Source organism: Enterobacter soli (assembly GCF_964208575.1).
GTDB classification, from domain to species: domain Bacteria; phylum Pseudomonadota; class Gammaproteobacteria; order Enterobacterales; family Enterobacteriaceae; genus Enterobacter; species Enterobacter soli_A.
Map to the genome: position 1 here is coordinate 12138 of NZ_CAXOFU010000005.1, position 20530 is coordinate 32667.

Genomic DNA, 20530 nt, shown 5'->3' on the forward strand with positions numbered 1-20530 from the left:
GATGATTTATCGCAAAAAAGAGTAAACGCTACAGATTGATCACTCGGATATTATCATCCTCCGCACATTGATATTCAGAGAGAGTATCAAAACTGAGATAGCGGTAGATATTTTCATGCGAATCGTGAAGTTTATCGGTATAGCTAAAATATTCTTCCACGGTTGGCATTTTCCCGATAATCGCGGCAACGGTACTTAATTCCGCCGACGCCAGGAAAACTTTCGCGTTGGTGCCCAGACGGTGCGGGAAATTTCGGGTCGACGTGGAAACCACGTTGCTCCCTTCCCTCACCCTCGCCTGGTTGCCCATGCACAGGGAACAGCCCGCCGGCTCAATTCTCGCGCCGGATTTTATAAACTGATTGAAATACCCCTCGCGGGCGAGCTGCTGCGCATCCATTTTGGTCGGCGGAGCCAGCCACAGGCGCGCCTGGTTTTCTGCGGCATCGGACATGATTTTCCCTGCCGCGCGGAAGTGACCGATGTTGGTCATGCAGGAGCCGATAAACACTTCTTCGATTGGCATACCGACAACCTCGGACAGCAAACGCGCGTCGTCCGGATCGTCCGGCGCGCACACCACCGGCTGGACGATCTCATTGAGGTCAATCTCAATCACGGCCGCATACTCCGCGTCAGGATCGGCGGAGAGCAGCGACGGATTCGCCAGCCAGGCCTCGATTTCCTCGATGCGTCGTTCAAGGGTGGCGGCGTTCTCGTAACCTTCCTTCACCATCCAGCGCAGCAGCGCCGCGTTGGAGCGCAGGTATTGCGCGACGTTCTCTTCCGACAGGCGCATCACGCACGCTGCGGCGGAGCGTTCAGCCGAGGCGTCCGCAAGTTCAAACGCCTGCTCGGCGCTTAAGGCTTCCAGCCCCTCGATTTCGAGGATCCGACCGGAGAAAACGTTGCGCTTGTTCTTTTTCTCAACCGTCAGCAGCCCCTGCTTTCTGGCATACAGCGGAATGGCGTGGACCAGATCGCGCAGGGTGATCCCTTTTTGCATCTCCCCCTTGAAGCGCACCAGCACAGACTCCGGCATATCCAGCGGCATAATGCCCGTTGCCGCCGCGAACGCCACCAGCCCGGAGCCGCCCGGGAACGAAATCCCCAGCGGGAAGCGGGTATGCGAATCCGCGCCGGTGCCTACCGTGTCCGGGAGCAGCATGCGGTTCAGCCAGGAGTGGATAATCCCGTCGCCCGGCTTGAGCGCAACCCCTTTGCGGCTGGTGATGAACTGCGGCAGGGTTTCATGCAGCTGAACGTCAACCGGCTTCGGATACGCCGAGGTGTGGCAGAAAGACTGCATCACCAGATCCGCAGAAAACGTCAGGCAGGCCAGATCCGTAAGCTCATCGCGGGTCATGCCGCCGGTAGTGTCCTGAGAGCCCACGGTGGTGATTTTGGGCTCGCAGTACTGGCCCGGACGGATCCCCGCCACGCCGCAGGCTTTACCCACCATTTTCTGCGCCAGGGTAAACCCGGCGCCGGAGGCCGCAGGCGCGGCAGGCTGGCGGAAAACGTCAGAAGGCGGCAGGTTCAGGGATTCACGCGCTTTAGCCGTCAGGCTGCGGCCGATTATCAGCGGAATACGCCCGCCTGCCCGCACTTCATCCAGCAGCACGTCGGTTTTCAGGGCGAAGGTGGTGATTAACTGCTGGCTTTCGGTTTCGCGGATCTCGCCCAGGTAGGGATAAAGATCGATCAGCATCCCGGTCGTCAGGGCGGACACGTCCATCTCGACCGGCAAAGCGCCGGAATCTTCCAGGGTGTTGAAGAATATAGGGGCAATCTTGCCGCCAAACACGAAGCCGCCGTTCCGTTTGTTCGGCACAAACGGAATGTCGTTGCCAATGTGCCACAGGATGGAATTGGTGGCGGATTTACGCGATGACCCCGTTCCCACAACGTCGCCAACGTAGACCAGCGGCCAGCCCGCCTCCTTCAGCTCAGCCAGCTGGCGCAGCGGCCCGCGCACGCCGGGCTCGTCAGGCTGGACGCCTTCCCGGGCGTTGCTCAGCATTGACAGCGCGTGCAGCGGAATATCCGGGCGAGACCAGGCCACAGGCGCGGGTGAGAGATCGTCGGTGTTGGTCTCGCCAGGAACTTTGAAAACCTTGAGGGTGATTTTTTCAGGCATGGCCGGGCGGCGGGTAAACCACTCCGCGTTAGCCCAGGCGCTAAGCACCTCTTTGGCGCGGGCGTTGCCCTTCAGCGCTTTGGCTTCGACCAGGCTGAATTTTTCGAAAATCAGGATCGATGCGGAAAGCTGCTTAGCGGCAATGTCGCCCAGCTCAGGATGATCCAGCAGATCGATCAGCGACTGGACGTTATAGCCCCCCTGCATTGAGCCGAGCAGCGCGGTGGCCTGTTCAGGCGACAGGCCGTTAACCGCGCATTCGCCCAGCGCAACGTTGTACAGGAATTCGGCCTTAACCCTGGCCGCCGGATCAACGCCAGGAGGCACGCTGTGGGTTAATAGCGCGATTAACGTCTGCTGGTTTTCTGACGTTCCGCTCTTTAAGCCGTTAACCACCGCCAGCGTCTGCTCAGCGGTTAACGGTTTTGCCGGAATACCCTCTTCTGCGCGTTGCGCTGCGTGCTGATTGTAATCATCTAACATATGCTCTCCTGTTCGGGATAATGCTTCCCTGAGCGTTAATCGTGGATATTTAAATAGGGTTAAATGTGTTCACAGAATTCGGTCAGACGCTCCAGCCCGTATTGCCATTCGCCATGACCCGACTCTGAATTAATATGTCCGGCCTCGCCGATATCGATTAATTGACCGCCCCAGCAGGTGGCCCAGAACTGGGCGCGCGCGAACGGCATCAGCGGATCGTTTCTGCTGGCAAACAGGATGCAGGGAACGGGCAGCGCCGCGGGCTGAATCGCCTCGTCCAGCCCGAAGTAAGCCGGCTCCGCTGGCGCGACCATCACGATGCCCGCAACGTTCACCTGCCTGGTTTGCAGCAGCCTGCACGACGCCAGCGCGCCAAAGCTGTGCCCGACCAGGATCGCGGGCAGCGGAGACACCGCCAGCTCCCGCTTGATGGCCGACACCCAGTTTTCGATATCTGGCTCTAACCAGTTTTTTTGCTTTATACGTTTCCAGAAAGGAAAACGGCGCCCCCAGCAGCTCTGCCAGTGATATTCATCGCTGTCTCTTAGCCCCGGCACCAGAATAATGGTGTAGCGGTCGCTGAGCTGCTGCAGGCGGTCTTCAATCATGACGTTTTCCTTTTTAGCTATTATTCCCGCGGAAACTGCGACAATAACCATCCGACGGCGAGGAGATCCGCGCTTCCGCCGGGGCTTAAATTTCTGAGGATTAATTCCGCGTCCATTCGCGTTAACGCGTTTTCTAATGTCTCTGAATTCAGGTTTTTAATTTTCAATACGCGCCGGGCATAGCGCCGCACGTAGTTCAGACCGCGTACCCCGCCGCGCGAGATAAGGTTGGTGTCGGGGTTTTCCGCCATCAGACCAAGCAGCATTCTCAGCAGCGCTTCGCGCTCGGACGCGCCCTGGCGCAGGGATTTTTCCAGCAGCGGCAGACCATACGCGCGAACGGTAATGAATCCGCTCGCCGCTTCCCCTCTCGCCCCGGTGAAGCCAAGCGTCTGGAACAGCTGTTCGCCCTTGGTTTTCGCGACGCCCGATTTTTTCAGCTCCTGCTCCACGATCCCGCGGCACATCGCGCGGGTTTCTTCGCACAGGCCGCGCTGGGTGAGCGGTTCATTTCGCTGCGTCAGCCGTCCGGCGGCGGCGCACAGCAGCCCGAGGGAGAAGATCCCGCCTTTGTGGGTGTTCACGCCTCCCGTTGCGGCAAACATCGCCTGCTCGCACGCCAGCCCCAGCGGCCGCAGCGCCCGCAGGGTTTGCGGCCCCTCAAGGCTGGCGGTCTCCCGTCCGGCCTTAAAGAAAAGAGAAAACCAGGGCGCAATCGCCGCGATGCTGGCTATAAACAGCGCGACGTTCATGTCCCTATGCGCGCCGTTGTTGGCGCGATCCACCAGGCCCGGTTTCGGGGTTAAGGCTATTTCCCGGTGCATGGCCTCAGCCGCCAGCTCGGCGACGGAGCGCTGAACGACGCGCTCAGACTGCCTGGCAAGCAAAGTAGTCACTGGTCATTTCCTCAATCACGCGCGCAAGCTCGGCCGGGGAATGGCGACGTGCGCGGGAGCAGGCATGTGCGGGTTCATCACAAATAAAGCACCTGCGCATCGGCTGCTGAATGGCGTCTCGTTTCACCAGACCCGCCTTCGGACACAGGACGTCGATATCCCACAGGCGACCTAACGCGTGGGTATCTTCGAGATGCGCCGTGACGTGTTTGATCATCCAGGCCGGAGCCGCCACCGACCAGAGCGCCTCTGGCCCGGTCACCGGCTGTAACGCCTGATGGCGAGAGACCGTCCAGTGATGCGCCCTGAACAAGGCACCGAGCGTTTCATTCGCGACGGCCATAACCTGCCTGGCGAGTTCGGTATCCTTGCGTTCACCGGGCCAGACCAGCGTGACGGAAACCACGGTCTGTTCAGACTGAAATAGCCACGCCTGCTGCCGGTTCGCCCGCTGCTCTCTGGATGCGAGGATCTGTTCCAGGGAAACCTTTACGTTCGATGCCTTATTCGTCATGTGTATTACTCCCTAACCTGGCGGACGACATCGATCACGCTGCCGTCGCGATAGCGCACCACACCGACGATGCGCGAGGTGAATTCAACGGGCTTAGGTTCGCCCGAAATGAGTAACGCTCTTTGGTACAACGCTTCGATATCCACGACGGTCAGACCGGCGGCAATCAAACGCTCGCGGATCTCCGGGCGCGCCGGGTTCACGGCAATCCCATGATCGGTCACCAGCACGTCGATGCTTTCGCCCGGGGTGACCAGGGTGGTGACTTGTCTGACAACGGTCGGAATGCGGCTGCGGATCAGCGGTGCGACCACGATGGTGAGGTTCGCCGCAGCGGCGACGTCGCAGTGGCCGCCCGACGCGCCGCGCATCACGCCATCGGAGCCGGTCAGAACGTTGACGTTAAACTGGGTGTCTACCTCCAGCGCGCTGAGGATAACCACGTCCACCCGGTCGCAGCAGGCCGCTTTTGCCGCCGGGTTGGCATAGACGTTGGTGGAGATTTCAACGTGGTCCGGGTTAGCGGCCATCGAGGCGGCGGCGGCTCCGTCAAAGCTCTGGGTATCGAGGATCTTTTCGATTAGGCCCTTCTGGTGCAGATCGACGATGCTGCCGGTGATGCCGCCCAGCGCGAAGCGGGAGACAATATTGTGCTTGCGCATCCGGGTTTCCATAAAGCGCGTACAGGCCGTAGACGCCGCGCCCGAGCCGGTCTGGATGGAAAAACCGTTGCGGAAGTATCCGGAATGCTCAATAACGTCCGCGGCCGAGCGGGCAATCATTAGCTCGCGCGGATTGCTGGTCACCCTGGCGGCGCCCACGCTGATTTTGGCCGGGTCACCGACGCTCTCAATCTGGACGATGTAATCCACCTGATCCTGCACGATGCTGGCGGGCATGTTCGGGAACGGATTCAGGGTTTCCGTCAGCAGCACCACCTTTTTGGCATACTTCGCGTCGACCATGGCGTACCCGAGCGAGCCGCACTGGGACTTGCCGCCGTTGCCGCTGGCGTTGCCGTATTCATCGCAGCAGGAGACCGCCAGGAACGCCACGTCGATGGCGATCTCGCCCTTTTGGATCAGGTTTACGCGTCCACCGTGGGAGTGGATCTGCACCGGCTCGTCCATCAGCCCGTGAGAGATCGCGTCCGCCAGCTCGCCGCGCATCCCCGAGGTATAGATTTTGCTGATAACGCCATTTCGGATGTGTTCAATCAGCGGCGTATTGCAGGACATCAGCGAACTTGAGGCGAGGGTCAGGCCTTTAAGACCGCGCTCCGCCAGCTTGTCCATCACGTAGTTAATGACCTTGTCCCCTTCACGGAAGGCGTGGTGGAAGGAAACCGTCATACCGTCATGCAGGTCGCAGCGTTCCAGGACGTCGTCGACGCTGTCGAACAGCTTGCGCTGATACTTTTGCTGAATGTCAGAAAGATAAGGCGTAGTCGCATTCGCGCCGCTAAACGCAACGTACTCACGACGCGCGCCGGGAATGTCATGCAGGGTTTCTTTTAGGTTACTCATTATTCATCCTGTCGCTTTTAATTACTGACGAATGCCTGACGCATTTTTGCGTTCGATGACAACGCGGGCATGGTTGATAATTGGCGCATCGATCATTTTGCCGTTCAGCGAAATCACCCCCAGCCCGTTACGCTCGCCTTCCTCTGCGGCTTCAAGCACGCGTTCGGCGTAATCCACCTCTTCCTGCGTCGGGGCGTAGGCGTTGTGCAGGATCTCAATCTGTCGTGGGTTAATCAGGGACTTGCCGTTGAACCCCATCCGGCGAATGAGATCCACCTCCTTCAGGAAACCGGCCTCGTCGTTGACGTCTGCATACACCACGTCGAACGCGTCGATTCCCGCGCCGCGCGCCGCGTGCAATACCGCGCACCGGGCATAGAACAGCTCCGTGCCGTCGCCGCGCTCGGTCTGCATGTCCATGACGTAATCAAAGGCCGCCAGGGCGATACCCATTAAGCGTTTAGAGGATTTTGCAATCGCCACGGCGTTAATGACGCCGACCGCGGATTCAATGGCCGCCATTAATTTCGTTGAGCCGACGGGACGCCCGCAGCTCTCTTCAATGCGGACAATTTCACGCTCAAGCTGATAAATATCTTCCGGGGTGTCGGTTTTAGGTAAGCGAATAACGTCAACGCCCGCCCTGACCGCCGCTTCAAGATCCTTAAGGCCGAAAGGCGTATTAAGCGGATTAATACGAACAACGGTTTCAATATCGTTGTACATCGGGTGCTGGAGCGCGTGGAATACCAGAAGACGCGCGCTGTCTTTTTCTTTCAGCGCAACGGCGTCTTCCAGATCAAACATGATGGAGTCAGGTTTATAAATAAATGCCGTGGAGAGCATGGCGGCGCTTGAACCGGGCAAAAATAACATACTGCGGCGTAACTTTTTCATTATAACGTTTCCCATACGATATCTTCCCGGCCCATACCTCTGAGCAACGCAGCCTGCACGCGCGCGCGGATCACGCAGTCCAGCGCGCCTTTATCATCAACAATGATTTGGCCCTGCTCGATATTGAACGCAGAAAGCGTTTCATTAACGACCTGCGTTATCTGGTCGCCAAATTGTTTATAAACTTCGCTTTGGATGATTACATCCAGCCCGCTCTCCGTGGGGCTTACCTTTACCATCAGGTCGCTTGATTCCAGCGTTCCCGCCATAGCGGCTTGCACAATTTTCATATTACTTTTCCTGTGATTATGCGATTAAACTTCTGCCGGCAACCGATCGGAAAAATAGGTTTGATGCTGCATTCCGTTTTTCAGATAAATGCGTGTCGTTGCAGGCACCATGCCGCTGGCGGCAGAAAAGTTATTCTCATTCAATAAACGACGAACCGCAGACGCAGAGACCGGAACGTTATTTCCATCCGTTTTCCTGTTTATTTCATGCACCCGAATGCACGGAGCCATACCGCTCTCCTCTTCCAGCCAGCGGTGCATCGCCCGGTTATATTCGGCGGTAAGCTGGCAGAAGGGTTCAGTCCCGACAAAACGATGGGTGATATTCAGCGCGGGGGCGATGTAATTCCTGAACATCGTGAGATCGATGGCCGCATAGACTTTATCAATCACCTTTTTGTCTTTCAGGAAATAGCCCGGGAAGGTGCCGCGCGAGATAATATACGCAGAGCCGGGATGCACGGTCACATTGGGCAAATGGCGCGAGCCGTCCCGAACCATTGCAAAACGTTCTTTGAACGAAAAGGCGGATAAATCTTCCTGCACCACAAAAACGTGCAGCCAGTCGCATTTGCTCGCAGCATGTTCAATCAGATACTGATGTCCCAGCGTGAAGGGATTGGCATTCATTACAATACTGCCGATCGTATTCCCTTCGACCAGATAGCGGCTTCGCAGCTGGCTGCAGTAGCGATGAATGCCCACCGGCGTGTTTTCCATCAGCGCCGCACAGTTTTCGACGGTGACCAGGGGATAAAAGCCGCACCCGCGAAACGATTTGACGTTGGCCGGACTGGTCAGCAGAAAGAGCTGATGTTCGCCGTTTTGCGCCGCCTGTAGCTCTGCCTCGTGAATTAAGGTCAGGCTTAATGATGTACCCCGCCATCCGGAGTCAATAGCAATGCATTTTAAGGTGTTCCCGGCGATGCCGGCGCAGGCAATAAGCTTGCGTTGATAACGGGCAATGATGAATTGCGCAATATCATCATCAATACCTAAGCCATTCTTTTCCAGGAAGCTCGCGATCTCTTCTCTGGCTTGACCGTTACCAGCATGAATAACCTCAAATTCTGGCGTTCTGGCGGTGTACATCTTATTTCTCCTGGAAACGGCGGTTAAACAGCCAGCTTTTGCTGCTGCGGCTGCGCTTCAACAATGGTATTTGTCAGGCGGCCAATGTTTTCTATTTCCACTTCAACCCGATCGCCGTCGTGCATAAAGAGCGGCGGATTGCGTTTTTTGCCCACGCCGCCAGGCGAACCGGTAATAATGACGTCCCCAGCGCTCAGCGAGGTAAAGGTGCTGATATAGGCGATAAGATCGGCGACTTTATGGATCATGCTGCCGGTGGACGCGTCCTGAACCAGCATCCCGTTAAGCCAGGTGTGAATGGTCAGTGCGTGAGGATCGGGGATCTCATCGGCGGTAGTCAGACAGGGGCCAAAGGCGCCCGTTTGCTTCCAGTTTTTACCCGCCGTGAACCAGGCGTGCTGCCAGTCGCGCGCTGAGCCGTCCATGTAGCAGCTGTAGCCTGCAACGTGGCTGAGGGCGTTTTCTGCATCGATGCGGGTACCCGGTTTACCGATGATGACGGCCAGTTCGCCTTCATAATCAAACTCGCTGGAGAGAACCGGCTTGAGAACCGGGCGAGCATGTCCGGTTTGCGAATCAGGGAAACGAATAAACAGCGTTGGCGCATCATTCGTTTCAGCGAACTCTTTTCGTTTGTCGGCGTAATTCATGCCCACGCAGAAAATCTTTCCAGGCTCTTCGATAACCGGCAGGAAGCTAATCTCGTTCTGCATGATATCCGCAGGGTAATCGACATATTGTCTGGCGACGTCAACCGCATCCCACTGCAGGAGATCTTTTAGCGTTGCATACTGATGGCCGATTTTATTACCCAGATCGATAATGCCGGACTCGGTATAAATTCCGTAACTCTTACGACCCTGATGAATATAACTCGCTAATTTCATGATAATACCTGATTGATAAACGTACTTATTCTTTGTTCACGCCCGGGGGCGTGAACAAATTGCCATGCGTTTTATTCCGTAGACTGCGCGGGAACCAGTGCCGGTTTAGTGCCGGACGCCAGGTAAGTTGCCACCACAACGCCAACCCCGAGCAACGCCAGGATAAGCCCGGTCATTCCCTGCCAGCCCATTGAATGGAATACGAAACCGTTGATGAAGCCGATAACGGAGCCGCCCATGTAGTAGAAGAACAGATAGAGCGCGACGGCCTGGCCTCTTGCGTGGGTCGCATTTTTACTGACCCAGCTCAGACCAATGGAGTGGCAGCCGAAGAAACAGCCGGTGAAAATCACGGCGCCAGCAATAAAGGTGATCACGTTCGAAGTCAGGGTCAGCAGCATGCCTAACGCCATGATCAGGAACAGCACTCTTAATACTTTCATTGCGCCAAATTTCGCGGATAAGCGCCCTGCCTGCGGAGCCGTAAAGAAACTCAGCGCGAAGCTAAAGGACAGCAGGCCTGCATTTGCCGGAGAAATATGGAACGGTTCGCCTTTAAGGAAGAAGGCAAGGTAATTATAAAGAGAAGTAAAGGCACCAAAAATAATGAAGCTAATCACAAAGGCCAGCGCCAGATTTTTATTTTTAAAGTGCGATGCCGCCCCTTTCACCATGCGCATAACGTTGAGGTTTTGCGTTGGCGTAAAGTTTTTGGAGGCTGGCAGCATAAAGTGAACCAGCAGCGCCACCAGAATTAAGCTCAGCGCGAAGCCGTAGAAAATAACGTTTATTGAAACGTGGTCGATCAGCTGGCTGGCAATAATACGTCCGGACATGCCCCCCATTGAGTTGCCGAAGACAAAATACCCCGTGACGATACCTGCCGCGACGGGCGCGACCTCTTCACTGATATAGGCCGTCGCCGCTGCCGCAATGCCGCTCAGCGCCAGACCAATTACCGCACGCAGCGCCACCAGCATCGCCCAGGACTCAACCAGCGGGCACAGCAGGGTCAGAATGCCGCCCAGCAGCAGCGAAACGATGATCAATTTTTTTCGACCGTAGTGATCGGATAACGTACCGGTGAACAGCAGACCAATTGCCAGCAGTGCCGTTTCAGCAGATAAAATAATACTTACCTGACTGACCGGAACATCATATTCCACGGCCAGCGTAGGCAGCAGTGGCTGAATAAAAAACAGAGAAGCAAGTTCAGCAAGCCCGGATAACGCCAAAGCCAGAATGACACGAATATGACTACTGGCTTTTACCGACTCCGAGTCTTTCAGGGTATTTTTAGCACTAGTTAACGCCATAAAAACCTCAGTATTATATTTTGGGTACAGAGTGTATTGTGTTTGGTGCTGACCCATTCAGTCAGCGTCTTTCACTTAAACAACTTCAGATAAAACGTGCTCTGGTACGCATACCACGCCTTCAAATAATTTGCGTGATGTACGAATTACCGCTGCACGGGTATTTTCGATTTTATTTCCGTCTTTTAATAACGAAACCGAAATCTTTCCGCTTGGGTGTTCAATATCAACAATATTGGTGAACAAATCTTTAGGCTGGTCGGCAATAATTTTCTGCGCGACTGAACCTTCAATCAGGGTGGCGGTTGAAATACCGATCGAACCGGTAATCGCCAGCGATTTATGACATACGTGCGGCATAAAATAGCGAACCTGGATCGTGCCACCGTGGGATGGACGGCTGAGCAGAACCGGTTTTGGGATCACTTTGTTTGAGACATCCCCAAGCCCCATCGCCGCCCCTGCCTGAAGGCGTATGCTCTCCAGCTTCTCTTTGAACGCCTTATCCGCATCCAGCTCCGCAGGCGTTTCGCCGCCGGTTTTGCCCAGCAGGGAGGCGTCGATCAGCACCATCGGCATGGCCATATCGATACAGGTGACTTCGATGCCGTCAAACTCGTTGGTCACGCTGCCCGTTGGCAACAGCTTCCCGGTTTTAGAGCCCGCGGAGTTGAGGAAGGTTAAGCCAATGGGCGCCGCCGAACCCGGTACGCCGTCGATTTGCGTATCGCCTTCGTAAACCACCCGGTAGTCGGGCGTTTGCACTTCGGCATCCACCATCGTTCCGGTGTTGAGGTTACGGATCCGCACGGTGGTGACCGGGCTTTGCGCCTTCACCAGCCCCTGCTCGATGGCAAAAGGCCCCACAGCGCAGAGCATGTTGCCGCAGTTGGGCGTGGTATCGACGCGACGTTCGTTCACCATGACCTGCGCAAACAGGTAATCCACGTCGGCGTCCGGGCTGTCAGAAGGACTGACGATGGCCACTTTGCTGGTTTGCGGACTTCCACCGCCAATACCGTCTATTTCCAGCTCATGACCCGCCCCCATTAAACCGAGCAGAACCGCGTCGCGTTCTTCGGTATCCGCAGGCAGGTCGCTGGCCAGAATCACCGGGCCTTTCGACGTGCCGCCACGCATTAATACGCAAGGGATCTTTAACATGTGTTTATCTCATTTCGCTTTTTATCAGGAACGCTATAAAGATTTTCACAGTCCGGTTGATAACTCTAATGTCAAAAAAAGCAGGATTAATTCGTTTTGCACATTAATAGCGGCTGAGTTACCGTACAGAAATCGAAATAAGGAAAGGATTCAGAGATGCAACATGAGCTACAGGGTATACAAGCCTTTGTAAAGATTGCAGAAATCGGATGTTTTACAAAAGCGTCGCAATTTCTTCATATTTCACAACCGGCGTTAACACGAAGAATTCAAAAGCTGGAGGATAGTCTGGGGGCGACGCTGTTTGAGCGATCGACGCGAAGCGTCAAACTGACGACCGTAGGAAGAGAGTTTTTACCTAAGGCTAAGAATTTAATAGATTTTTATGAAAGCTCGATCCTGAGCATTAAAGAGATGGCCACGCACCAGACGGGGGTGATTACCGTCTCCTGCATCCCCACCGCCGCGTTCTATTTCCTGCCTTCTGTGATACGAGATTATAACAATGACCACCCAAACATCCGTATTCGCATCCTTGAGCACAGTGCCAGCGATTGTCTGGAAGCCGTTTTAAACGGCGACGCAGATTTCGGCATAAATATGATAAACGTCACACATCCCAATATCGATTTTGCGCCTCTGGTCAACGAACCTTTCGTTCTGGCGTGTCGCCGGGACAATGAGCTGGCGCAAAAAGCGCTGGTTACCTGGGAGGATTTGGCCGGAATGAGGCTGATTGGCGTCCGGCGCTCAAGCGGCAACCGCTCGCTGATCGATCAGGCCTTCGAGAAGATGGCGTGGAAACCCAACTGGTTTTACGAGGTTCGACACCTGTCGACGTCGCTGGGAATGGTTGAAGCGGGGCTGGGCGTTTCCGTCGTTCCCAGCCTGGCGATGCCGACCGACGAGCATCATGTTCTGGTCAGCCGCCCGCTGATTGAGCCGGTGATACGCCGGACGCTCGGGCTGGTGCAGCGTCGCGGCACGCCCCTGAGCCCGGCGGCGGAGAAATTCAGAGAGCTGCTGCTGAAACTGTGGTCCGGAGACAACAGCAGCCCTTGGATTGGCAAGTTTACGCAGCTGTAATCTGCCCTTCTATCTTTGTTGCGCCCTACTTCCCGTGGGCGTCGAACCCGGCCATCACCGCCGTCAGTTCCGCTAGTGAGAAGCCGTGCTTCGGATCGTCAACGCCCAGGCCGAAGCGTTCCTGCATAAGCTGATAAAGCGCCGCGGCATCCGCCAGATGTATCTGCTCTTCCACATGCCCGTTCTGCCAGTGGGTGAAATGCAGATTGGTCAGGGTCAGCTTGCCGCCGTCCGGCAGATGGCGGCACATCAGCAGATGATGGCGAAAATGGGACTGCGGCCAGTGCGCCGACCAGAAATTCCCCATCACGAAATCGGAAAAATAGACCGTCGCCAGATCGAAATGGTACATCGACTGCCAGTGCTCGTGATGGCGGAACTGCAGCACCCAGTCGTTGCCCTCGTTCAGCAGACGATACAGCCCGTGCGGCGTGGTCTGCTCTTCATTGGCGAGTAAGCGAATGGGCGCGGTCAGCGTCTGGCCGCCAAAGCCCACGTCGGCGATCCAGCGCTCGCCGTTCAGCTCAACCAGCAGCAGGCGGTGGGTGCGCGGCGGCATTTGCGGCGGATTCGCCAGCACCACGCGTCCCAGCAGGCTGCGGACGTTAAAGCCGACTTCCCGCAAGACGCGCTCGAACAGGCCGTTTTGCTCAAAGCAGTAGCCCCCGCGCCGGGCGGTTACCAGCTTGTCGACCAGCGCCAGATCGTCAAGGTGGATCTCCCGGGGCAGTACCACGTCGATATTCTCAAACGGGATCGCGCAGTTATGGTGTAAATGCAGCGCGCGCAGGGTGTCGATATCAACCGAAGCCGCCTGCTGCCAGCCGGTACGGGCGAAATAGGCGCTCAAAAATGGGGACATGTCAGCGTTTCCTTGTAAAAAGATTCCCTGTTTATAAACTATTTTTACGCGTCCACTGATGCAAAAGTGCTTTTTATCTTTGGGTGTTGCGCTGCATGATGCCAAGCGCACTCAGCATCAAAATCAGCCCGGTGATAAGCGTCAGCGTTGCCATCGCCATTCCTTGTCCGACCGAACCCTGCTCGAACTGCCGCCAGATAAAGACCGACACCGTCTGCGTTCCGGCGGGAGCAAGCAGCAGCGAGGTGACCAGCTCGCGAGAGGCAATCGCGAAAACCATCAGCATCGCCGCCAGCAGTGCGGGCGACACCAGCGGCAGCACGATATAGCGCAGCGCCTGAAACGCGGAGGCACCGTGAACGCGCGCGGCGGGCTCCAGGTTGCCCCCAAGCTGGCGCAGGGCGCTGCCCACATAACGTACCGGCCAGGGCAGCAGCAAGCAGCAGTATGACAACAGCAACATCCCCCAGGTGTTATACGGCGAAACGGGCCAGAAGCGCTGATTCCACAGCAGGATCAGCCCGACGCCCACCACAATCCCCGGCAGCGCGGCGGGCATCAGCGACAGCGCGTCCAGCACGCCGCGCCCTTTTATCTTTTGCACCACCGCCAGCCACGAGGCCATCAGGCCCAGCGCCCCGGTAATACAGGCGGCAGCCAGCGCCAGCGACAGGCTGGTGCCGAGCGCCGACAGCGCATCACCCTGCTGGCTGAACAGCGCCGCGTAGTGTGACAACGTCACGTTAGAAAGCGTCACCCCGCCGGACAACGTTCCTAATACACCGGATAATGCCATCGACGCGCCCGGCATGATCGCCGCAATGCTGCCCACAAATGCCATCAACACCACAATCGGCAGCGTAAATACGCCCGCGTTCGCCCCGCTATTTTCCGTTGGTTTGCCGGTCACGCTGGTGACATCATGATGTCCGGTCAGCTTTTTCTGTAACCCCCACGCCGACAGGGCGATAACCACCAACACCACAGAAAGCATCGACGCCCCGGACAGATCCACCGGCCAGTCCGCCAGCTTCTTTTCGATATCGGTAGTCAGCATCACCACGCCGGCCCGGGAGCCCAGTGCGGCAGGCACGCCAAACTCCTCAATGGCGAGCGTAAAGGCCAGCAGCATTCCCGCTGCCAGCGCCGGAGAGAGCATCGGCAGCGTGACGTGCCAGAACGCCCTCGCGGCACTCGCCCCGTGAACGCGGGCCACCAGCGCCAGGCGCTGCCCGCTCGCCAGCAGGCTGCGCGACACGGCAAAATAGACCACCGGAAAAATATTCAGCGCCATCACCAGCACAATCCCGGTTTTGCTGAACAGCAGATCGTTAAGGTTTATTCCGGTGAGCTGCTGCAAATAGCCGTTGGTTTGCAGCACCAGCATCCACGACAGCGCGGCAATATAGGGCGGCGTTAAGAAAGGTATTAGAAAAAGCAGATCCCACAGGCGCGGACACGGCAGGTTCAACAGCCCGCGCGCTACCCCCAGCGGAAAGCCGATAAGCGCGCTCACCAGCGCCACGCTCGTGGCTATCTGCAAGGTGCCGCCGAGCATCGCGGGCAGATGCGGTTCGGCAAGCAGGCCGGGTACGCCGCTAAAGGCGTCGGTAAACACCCCGGCGTTAAAATGCGGGAATACCGCCTGAAGGGCGATAAACGACAGCGGACACGCCACCAGAATAAGCAGCAGCGCTAGCGTCGCCGCGGACAAAAGTCGTTGATTCACGAGAGTTCCCTGAAGACGGGGTTCCCCCCGTCCGGTGGTTTACAGTGTGAAAAGCGTGTTGAAACGCTTGAGGATGTCGCTGCGTTCGCTGGTGCCATCGCTTTTAGTCGGCAGCACCTTCAGCTCGTTCAGCAGCGGGCGCTTCGCCTTCACGTCCTCACGCGCGGGCATCAGCCAGGCGTCGGCCACCATCGCCTGGCCTTCCGGGGAAAGCACATAGTCAATAAAGGCTTTGGCCTCCCCGGCGTGCCGGGTGGATTTGAGGATCATCATCGGGCGCGGGGCAATCACCGTTCCGCTGGCCGGGAAAATCACCTTCAGCGACTCGCCCTGGCTGATATTGCCGTAGGAGACATAGTCCACCGCGCCAAACACCGCCGCCTTCGCCCCCTGCATGACCGGCGTTACCGCCTGCGCATTCGGGCCGCTGACCACCATGCCGTTCTTTTTCAGCGCGTCGAACAGCGACCAGGCCTTGTCCCCCATCCCATTTTGCAGACCGATCAGCAAATCCAGCGACGCGCCGGAGAGCGCCGGATCCGGCGTGGTAACTTTATCTTTGAACGCCTGCGTGGTCAGGTCCTGCCACTCTTTCGGCTCCGGCGTGCCGCTTTTGGTATTCCAGACGATGCCGAGCGCGGATACCCCCTGCGCCACGTAGTCGGCGGATTTCAGGTCGGCGGGCACGTTTTCCGCGTTGGCGCTTTGGTACGGCAGCAGCCAGCCGCGGGCGTGCAGATCTTCCGCTGTGTCCCAGGAGGCCGAAATCAGAATGTCGGCCTGCGGGTTAGCCTGCTCGGCCTCCAGGCGCGCCATGACCTTTCCGGTGGTGGCCTGGAAAATATCCACCTTCACGCCGGTTTTCTTTTCAAAACCCGTAGCCAGATTTTTCGCCAGCGATCCCGGGCCAGCGGTATACACCGTCAGCGCGTGGGCGCTGGACATCATGACAGTCGATAACGCCATGGCGAGCAGAACTCCTTTTTTCACGGACATGGTGGCTTTCATGCAAACTCCCCTGAGGATGAAATCAAACGATCGGCAGCGACGCTGCCGGCAGATAAATGCACGATGCGATCGGCCAAATTTTCAGCCTCCCGGCGGTCGTGGGTCACATACACGGCGGTCGTCCCGAGCTGGCGCAGCAGCGTGGCCATCTCCCGACACAGTGATTCACGCAGTTCGCTATCGAGATTGGAGAGCGGCTCGTCAAAGAGCAGCACGCGGGGTTCGGCGACAATGGCGCGCGCCAGCGCAACGCGCTGCTGCTGGCCGCCCGACAGCCCGGCCGGTTTGCGTTCGGCGAAGTCCCCGAGCCCCACCCGCGACAGCGCCTGCGCCACGCGGGTTTCGCGCGCCGGGCGCGGGATGTTGCGCATCCTGAGCGGAAAGGCGACGTTTTGCGCGACGGTCATGTGCGGCCACAGGGCGTAGTCCTGGAAAACCATGCCGATATCGCGCGCGTCCGGCGGCAGTGACCACCCCGCTTTCGCGACCAGGCGGTCGCCGAAGCGGAGTTCACCCTCTGCGGGCTGAGCTAACCCGGCGAGCAGACGCAGCAGCGTACTTTTCCCGCACCCCGACGGCCCGAGCAGCGCAACCACGCTGCCCGCCTCAACGTGCAGATCGATCTGATTCAATACGGTGTTCGCGCCAAAAGCGTACGACACGCCTTTGAGCGTTATGGAAGTGAGCATCTTGTTATCCTCTTTGGGATTTACTGTCCGCCACTGTAGGGAGCGAGTGTGACGAAAACATGACGTAAATGTTGCGTCTTGATTTCTTATCGCCATCAGCCGTTTAATGCCTGAATCACCCAGAGAGGAATTCCTATGAGCGCGTTTCGCCCCGTTGAGTTAAAACATGCCAGCCGTTTACTGAATCATGGCCCTACGGTGCTTATTACCAGCGTGGATGAGAGTATCGATCGCCGAAACGTGATGGCCGCCGCGTGGTCGATGCCCGTGGAGTTTGAGCCGCCGCGCATCGCGATTGTGGTGGATAAAAGCGCCTGGTCGCGGGAGCTGATTGAGCGCAGCGGTAAATTCGGCATCGTGATCCCCGGCGTCGCCGCCGCAAACTGGACATACGCCGTCGGCAGCGTCAGCGGGCGCGATGAAGACAAGTTCAACTGCTACGGGATCCCGGTGATAAGCGGCCCCGAGCTGGGCCTGCCGGTGATTGAGGAGAAGTGCCTGGCGTGGATGGAGTGTCGGTTGTTGCCCGTCACCGCCGCGGCGGAGAAATATGACACGCTGTTCGGGGAGGTGGTTTCTGCCGCCGCAGACGAACGCGCGTTTGTCGCCGGACGCTGGCAGTTTGACGGGGATAAGCTCAATACGCTGCATCATCTGGGCGCCGGGACGTTTGTGACGAGCGGGAAGATGGTGAAGGCGCTGGAGTAATTTCCGTAAAAAATTCGCACGTAACCATTCCCTCTCCCCTTTGGGGAGAGGGAGTTAACATTACTTCGTCCGACCCGCAATAATCTCATCCGCAACGTTACGCGGTGCTTCCGCATAATGATGGAATTCCATCGTGTAGGTCGCACGCCCCTGCGACATCGAACGCAGCGTGGTGGCGTAACCGAACATCTCTGCCAGCGGTACGTCAGCGCGGATAATCTGGCTGCCGTACTGCTCTTCCATGCCCTGCACCATGCCGCGGCGGGAAGAGAGATCGCCCATGATATTCCCGGCGTACTCTTCCGGCGTTTCCACCTCGACGTGCATCACCGGCTCAAGGATCGCCGGATCGGCCCTGCGCGCCCCGTCTTTAAACCCAAGGATCGCCGCCATGCGGAACGCCATCTCCGAGGAGTCGACGTCGTGATACGAACCAAACGTCAGGGTCGCTTTCACATCGACGACCGGATATCCCGCCAGCACGCCGGTGTTCATAGCTTCGCGCAGCCCTTTTTCCACTGAGGGAATGTACTCGCGCGGCACCACGCCGCCCTTGGTGGCATCTTCAAATTTGAAGCCGCTGCCCGGCTCCAGCGGCTCAAGGCTCAGCACCACGTGACCGTACTGCCCTTTACCGCCGGACTGGCGCACGAATTTGCCTTCGACATCCTTCACCGCTTTGCGCAGGGTTTCTCGGTAGGTCACCTGCGGACGCCCGATGTTCGCTTCAACGCCAAACTCACGCTTCATGCGGTCGACGATAATTTCCAGATGCAGCTCGCCCATCCCGGAGATAATCGTCTGGCCGGACTCTTCGTCAGTGTGCAGACGGAACGACGGATCTTCCGCCGCCAGCCGCTGCAGCGCGATCCCCATTTTTTCCTGATCGGCCTTGGTTTTTGGCTCAATCGCGAGCGAAATCACCGGGTCCGGGAACTCCATGCGCTCAAGGGTGATCACCGCGTTCGGATCGGTCAGCGTATCCCCGGTGGTGACATCTTTTAAGCCCACGCAGGCCGCGATATCCCCGGTGCGCAGCTCATCGACCTCATGGCGATCGTTCGCGTGCATCAGCACAATACGCCCGATGCGCTCTTTCTTGCCCTTAACCGGGTTGTACACCGCGTCGCCTTTTTTCAGCACGCCGGAATAGACGCGGATAAAGGTCAGTTGCCCAACGTATGGGTCGCTCATCAGCTTGAACGCCAGCGCCGAGAACGGCTCGTCATCGCTCGGGTGACGCTCCGCGTGCTGCCCTTTTTCATCCACGCCATCAATAGCCGGAACGTCCAGCGGGGACGGCATCAGCTCGATCACGGCATCCAGCATTCGCTGCACGCCCTTGTTTTTAAAGGCGCTGCCGCACAGCATCGGCTGGATTTCCCCGGAAATGGTGCGAATGCGCAGGCCGCGAATGATATCGGCCTCGTCCAGCTCGCCCGTTTCCAGATACTTGTCCATCAGATCGTCGCTGGCTTCCGCCGCCGCCGACACCATTTTTTCCCGCCATTCCCGGGCGGTGCTGAGCAGATCGTCCGGCACCGGCGCATAGCTAAACGCCATGCCCTGCGTCGCATCGTCCCAGACGATGGTGCGCATTTTGATGAGATCGACCACGCCGGTGAAACGATCTTCGGCGCCCACCGGGATCACAATCGGCACCGGATTGGCCTTCAGGCGGTCGTGCATCATCTGCACCACGCGGTAAAAGTCCGCGCCCGGGCGGTCCATCTTGTTAACGAATGCCAGACGCGGCACGTGATATTTGTTCGCCTGACGCCAGACGGTTTCTGACTGGGGCTGTACGCCGCCCACGGAGTCGTAAACCATCACCGCGCCGTCGAGCACGCGCATGGAGCGCTCCACTTCAATGGTGAAATCCACGTGCCCCGGGGTGTCGATGATGTTGATCCGGTGCGGCTCAAACCCGCGGTCCATCCCCGGCCAGAAGCAGCTTACCGCCGCGGACGTAATGGTGATCCCGCGCTCCTGCTCCTGCGCCATCCAGTCGGTTGTTGCCGCGCCATCGTGTACTTCACCCAGCTTGTGGCTCATTCCGGTGTAAAACAGGATGCGCTCGGTGGTGGTTGTTTTACCGGCATCGATATGCGCGGAGATACCGATGTTGCGATAACGTTCGAGAGGGATGGGTCGGGGCATGATAAATCCTTAGTCATTAAGACAGTGTTGTGACGACCAGGATGGTCGCGTATTCGTTCGTTTGCTATAATAGTCCTATTGTACGAGTATTATCGAACTATTTTTTCACGGTTGACCTATTGTTGATATAGCTCAATCTGACCTTAGACGCAGGAAAACGATGATCCCTAACCACCCAGAACCTGAACAAATATTGCTGGAAAATGTGCTGTTTGCGCTCGGCAATCCACTACGCTTATCGATTATCCGCCGCCTGGCGGACAGCAGCGAACTGAGCTGCAACGCCCTTCGCCCGGAGGACGTGGTGAAATCCACCATGACCCACCACTGGCGCGTGCTGCGGGACAGCGGCGTTATCTGGCAGCGCCCTCAGGGGCGTGAAAACATGATTTCACTGCGCAGAGACGATTTGGACGCCCGTTTTCCAGGGCTGATGGCCATTTTATTGCAGGCTAATTAAAGACCTTTGGGAGGT

19 protein-coding genes are annotated in these 20530 nt (G+C 57.5%); 3 read left to right on the forward strand and 16 right to left on the reverse strand.

Features of this window, described 5'->3' with window-relative positions; genetic code table 11:
- Positions 1–28: 28 nt before the first annotated feature.
- The 11 genes from acnB to AB6V08_RS06300 form a co-directional block, all read right to left on the reverse strand.
- Complete coding sequence (gene acnB, locus AB6V08_RS06250) at positions 29–2623, reverse strand: bifunctional aconitate hydratase 2/2-methylisocitrate dehydratase (protein ID WP_368541870.1); 2595 nt, start codon at positions 2621–2623, stop codon at positions 29–31.
- Positions 2624–2682: 59 nt separating this feature from the next.
- A complete protein-coding gene (locus AB6V08_RS06255; protein WP_368541871.1) occupies positions 2683–3231 on the reverse strand; it encodes an RBBP9/YdeN family alpha/beta hydrolase in 549 nt (182 codons plus the stop codon).
- Positions 3232–3251: 20 nt separating this feature from the next.
- On the reverse strand, positions 3252–4127 hold the full coding sequence (gene citG, locus AB6V08_RS06260; protein ID WP_368541872.1) for a triphosphoribosyl-dephospho-CoA synthase CitG: 876 nt from the start codon (positions 4125–4127) through the stop codon (positions 3252–3254).
- Positions 4099–4641: a citrate lyase holo-[acyl-carrier protein] synthase gene (gene citX / locus AB6V08_RS06265; protein ID WP_368541873.1), complete on the reverse strand. Its 543-nt coding sequence runs from the start codon at positions 4639–4641 to the stop codon at positions 4099–4101. Before citX ends, citG begins: the two co-directional genes overlap by 29 nt.
- Before the next feature lie 5 nt (positions 4642–4646).
- Entirely contained in the window at positions 4647–6167 is a 1521-nt protein-coding gene (gene citF / locus AB6V08_RS06270; protein WP_368541874.1) for a citrate lyase subunit alpha, read from the reverse strand.
- A 21-nt stretch (positions 6168–6188) separates the two neighbouring features.
- Complete coding sequence (gene citE, locus AB6V08_RS06275; protein ID WP_368541875.1) at positions 6189–7064, reverse strand: citrate (pro-3S)-lyase subunit beta; 876 nt, start codon at positions 7062–7064, stop codon at positions 6189–6191.
- Positions 7064–7354: a citrate lyase acyl carrier protein gene (gene citD, locus AB6V08_RS06280; RefSeq protein WP_368541876.1), complete on the reverse strand. Its 291-nt coding sequence runs from the start codon at positions 7352–7354 to the stop codon at positions 7064–7066. The genes citE and citD overlap by 1 nt, the downstream gene beginning before the upstream one ends.
- Before the next feature lie 24 nt (positions 7355–7378).
- Entirely contained in the window at positions 7379–8446 is a 1068-nt protein-coding gene (citC, locus tag AB6V08_RS06285) for a [citrate (pro-3S)-lyase] ligase (protein ID WP_368541877.1), read from the reverse strand.
- A 23-nt stretch (positions 8447–8469) separates the two neighbouring features.
- On the reverse strand, positions 8470–9333 hold the full coding sequence (locus AB6V08_RS06290; protein WP_368541878.1) for a fumarylacetoacetate hydrolase family protein: 864 nt from the start codon (positions 9331–9333) through the stop codon (positions 8470–8472).
- Between the two features lie 71 nt (positions 9334–9404).
- On the reverse strand, positions 9405–10649 hold the full coding sequence (locus tag AB6V08_RS06295) for an MFS transporter (RefSeq protein ID WP_368541879.1): 1245 nt from the start codon (positions 10647–10649) through the stop codon (positions 9405–9407).
- 75 nt (positions 10650–10724) lie between these two features.
- On the reverse strand, positions 10725–11813 hold the full coding sequence (locus tag AB6V08_RS06300; protein WP_368541880.1) for a 4-oxalomesaconate tautomerase: 1089 nt from the start codon (positions 11811–11813) through the stop codon (positions 10725–10727).
- A 156-nt stretch (positions 11814–11969) separates the two neighbouring features.
- On the opposite strand from AB6V08_RS06300, the gene AB6V08_RS06305 reads away from it, so the two are divergent.
- The gene (locus AB6V08_RS06305) at positions 11970–12899 is read left to right on the forward strand and encodes a LysR family transcriptional regulator (RefSeq protein WP_368541881.1); all 930 of its coding nucleotides are present in this window, start codon (positions 11970–11972) and stop codon (positions 12897–12899) included.
- Positions 12900–12924: 25 nt separating this feature from the next.
- Here AB6V08_RS06305 and nhoA read toward each other — a convergent pair whose 3' ends face one another.
- The 4 genes from nhoA to AB6V08_RS06325 all read right to left on the reverse strand — a co-directional run bounded on the left by nhoA (position 12925) and on the right by AB6V08_RS06325 (position 17187).
- Positions 12925–13761, reverse strand: a complete 837-nt coding sequence (gene nhoA / locus AB6V08_RS06310; protein ID WP_368541882.1) for an N-hydroxyarylamine O-acetyltransferase — start codon at positions 13759–13761, stop codon at positions 12925–12927.
- A gap of 73 nt (positions 13762–13834) precedes the next feature.
- On the reverse strand, positions 13835–15490 hold the full coding sequence (locus AB6V08_RS06315; protein WP_368541883.1) for an ABC transporter permease: 1656 nt from the start codon (positions 15488–15490) through the stop codon (positions 13835–13837).
- A 39-nt stretch (positions 15491–15529) separates the two neighbouring features.
- On the reverse strand, positions 15530–16498 hold the full coding sequence (locus tag AB6V08_RS06320) for an ABC transporter substrate-binding protein (RefSeq protein WP_368541884.1): 969 nt from the start codon (positions 16496–16498) through the stop codon (positions 15530–15532).
- Positions 16495–17187, reverse strand: a complete 693-nt coding sequence (locus tag AB6V08_RS06325) for an ABC transporter ATP-binding protein (protein WP_368541885.1) — start codon at positions 17185–17187, stop codon at positions 16495–16497. Before AB6V08_RS06325 ends, AB6V08_RS06320 begins: the two co-directional genes overlap by 4 nt.
- 135 nt (positions 17188–17322) lie before the next feature.
- Here AB6V08_RS06325 and AB6V08_RS06330 point away from each other — a divergent pair, with 135 nt between their 5' ends.
- Positions 17323–17895 carry a flavin reductase family protein gene (locus tag AB6V08_RS06330; protein WP_368541886.1) on the forward strand — a complete coding sequence of 191 codons (573 nt, stop codon included), beginning with the start codon at positions 17323–17325 and terminating at the stop codon, positions 17893–17895.
- 60 nt (positions 17896–17955) lie between these two features.
- Here AB6V08_RS06330 and fusA read toward each other — a convergent pair whose 3' ends face one another.
- A complete protein-coding gene (gene fusA / locus AB6V08_RS06335) occupies positions 17956–20055 on the reverse strand; it encodes an elongation factor G (protein ID WP_368541887.1) in 2100 nt (699 codons plus the stop codon).
- Between the two features lie 160 nt (positions 20056–20215).
- Here fusA and AB6V08_RS06340 point away from each other — a divergent pair, with 160 nt between their 5' ends.
- On the forward strand, positions 20216–20515 hold the full coding sequence (locus AB6V08_RS06340) for an ArsR/SmtB family transcription factor (protein WP_368541888.1): 300 nt from the start codon (positions 20216–20218) through the stop codon (positions 20513–20515).
- The last annotated feature ends 15 nt before the right edge of the window (positions 20516–20530 follow it).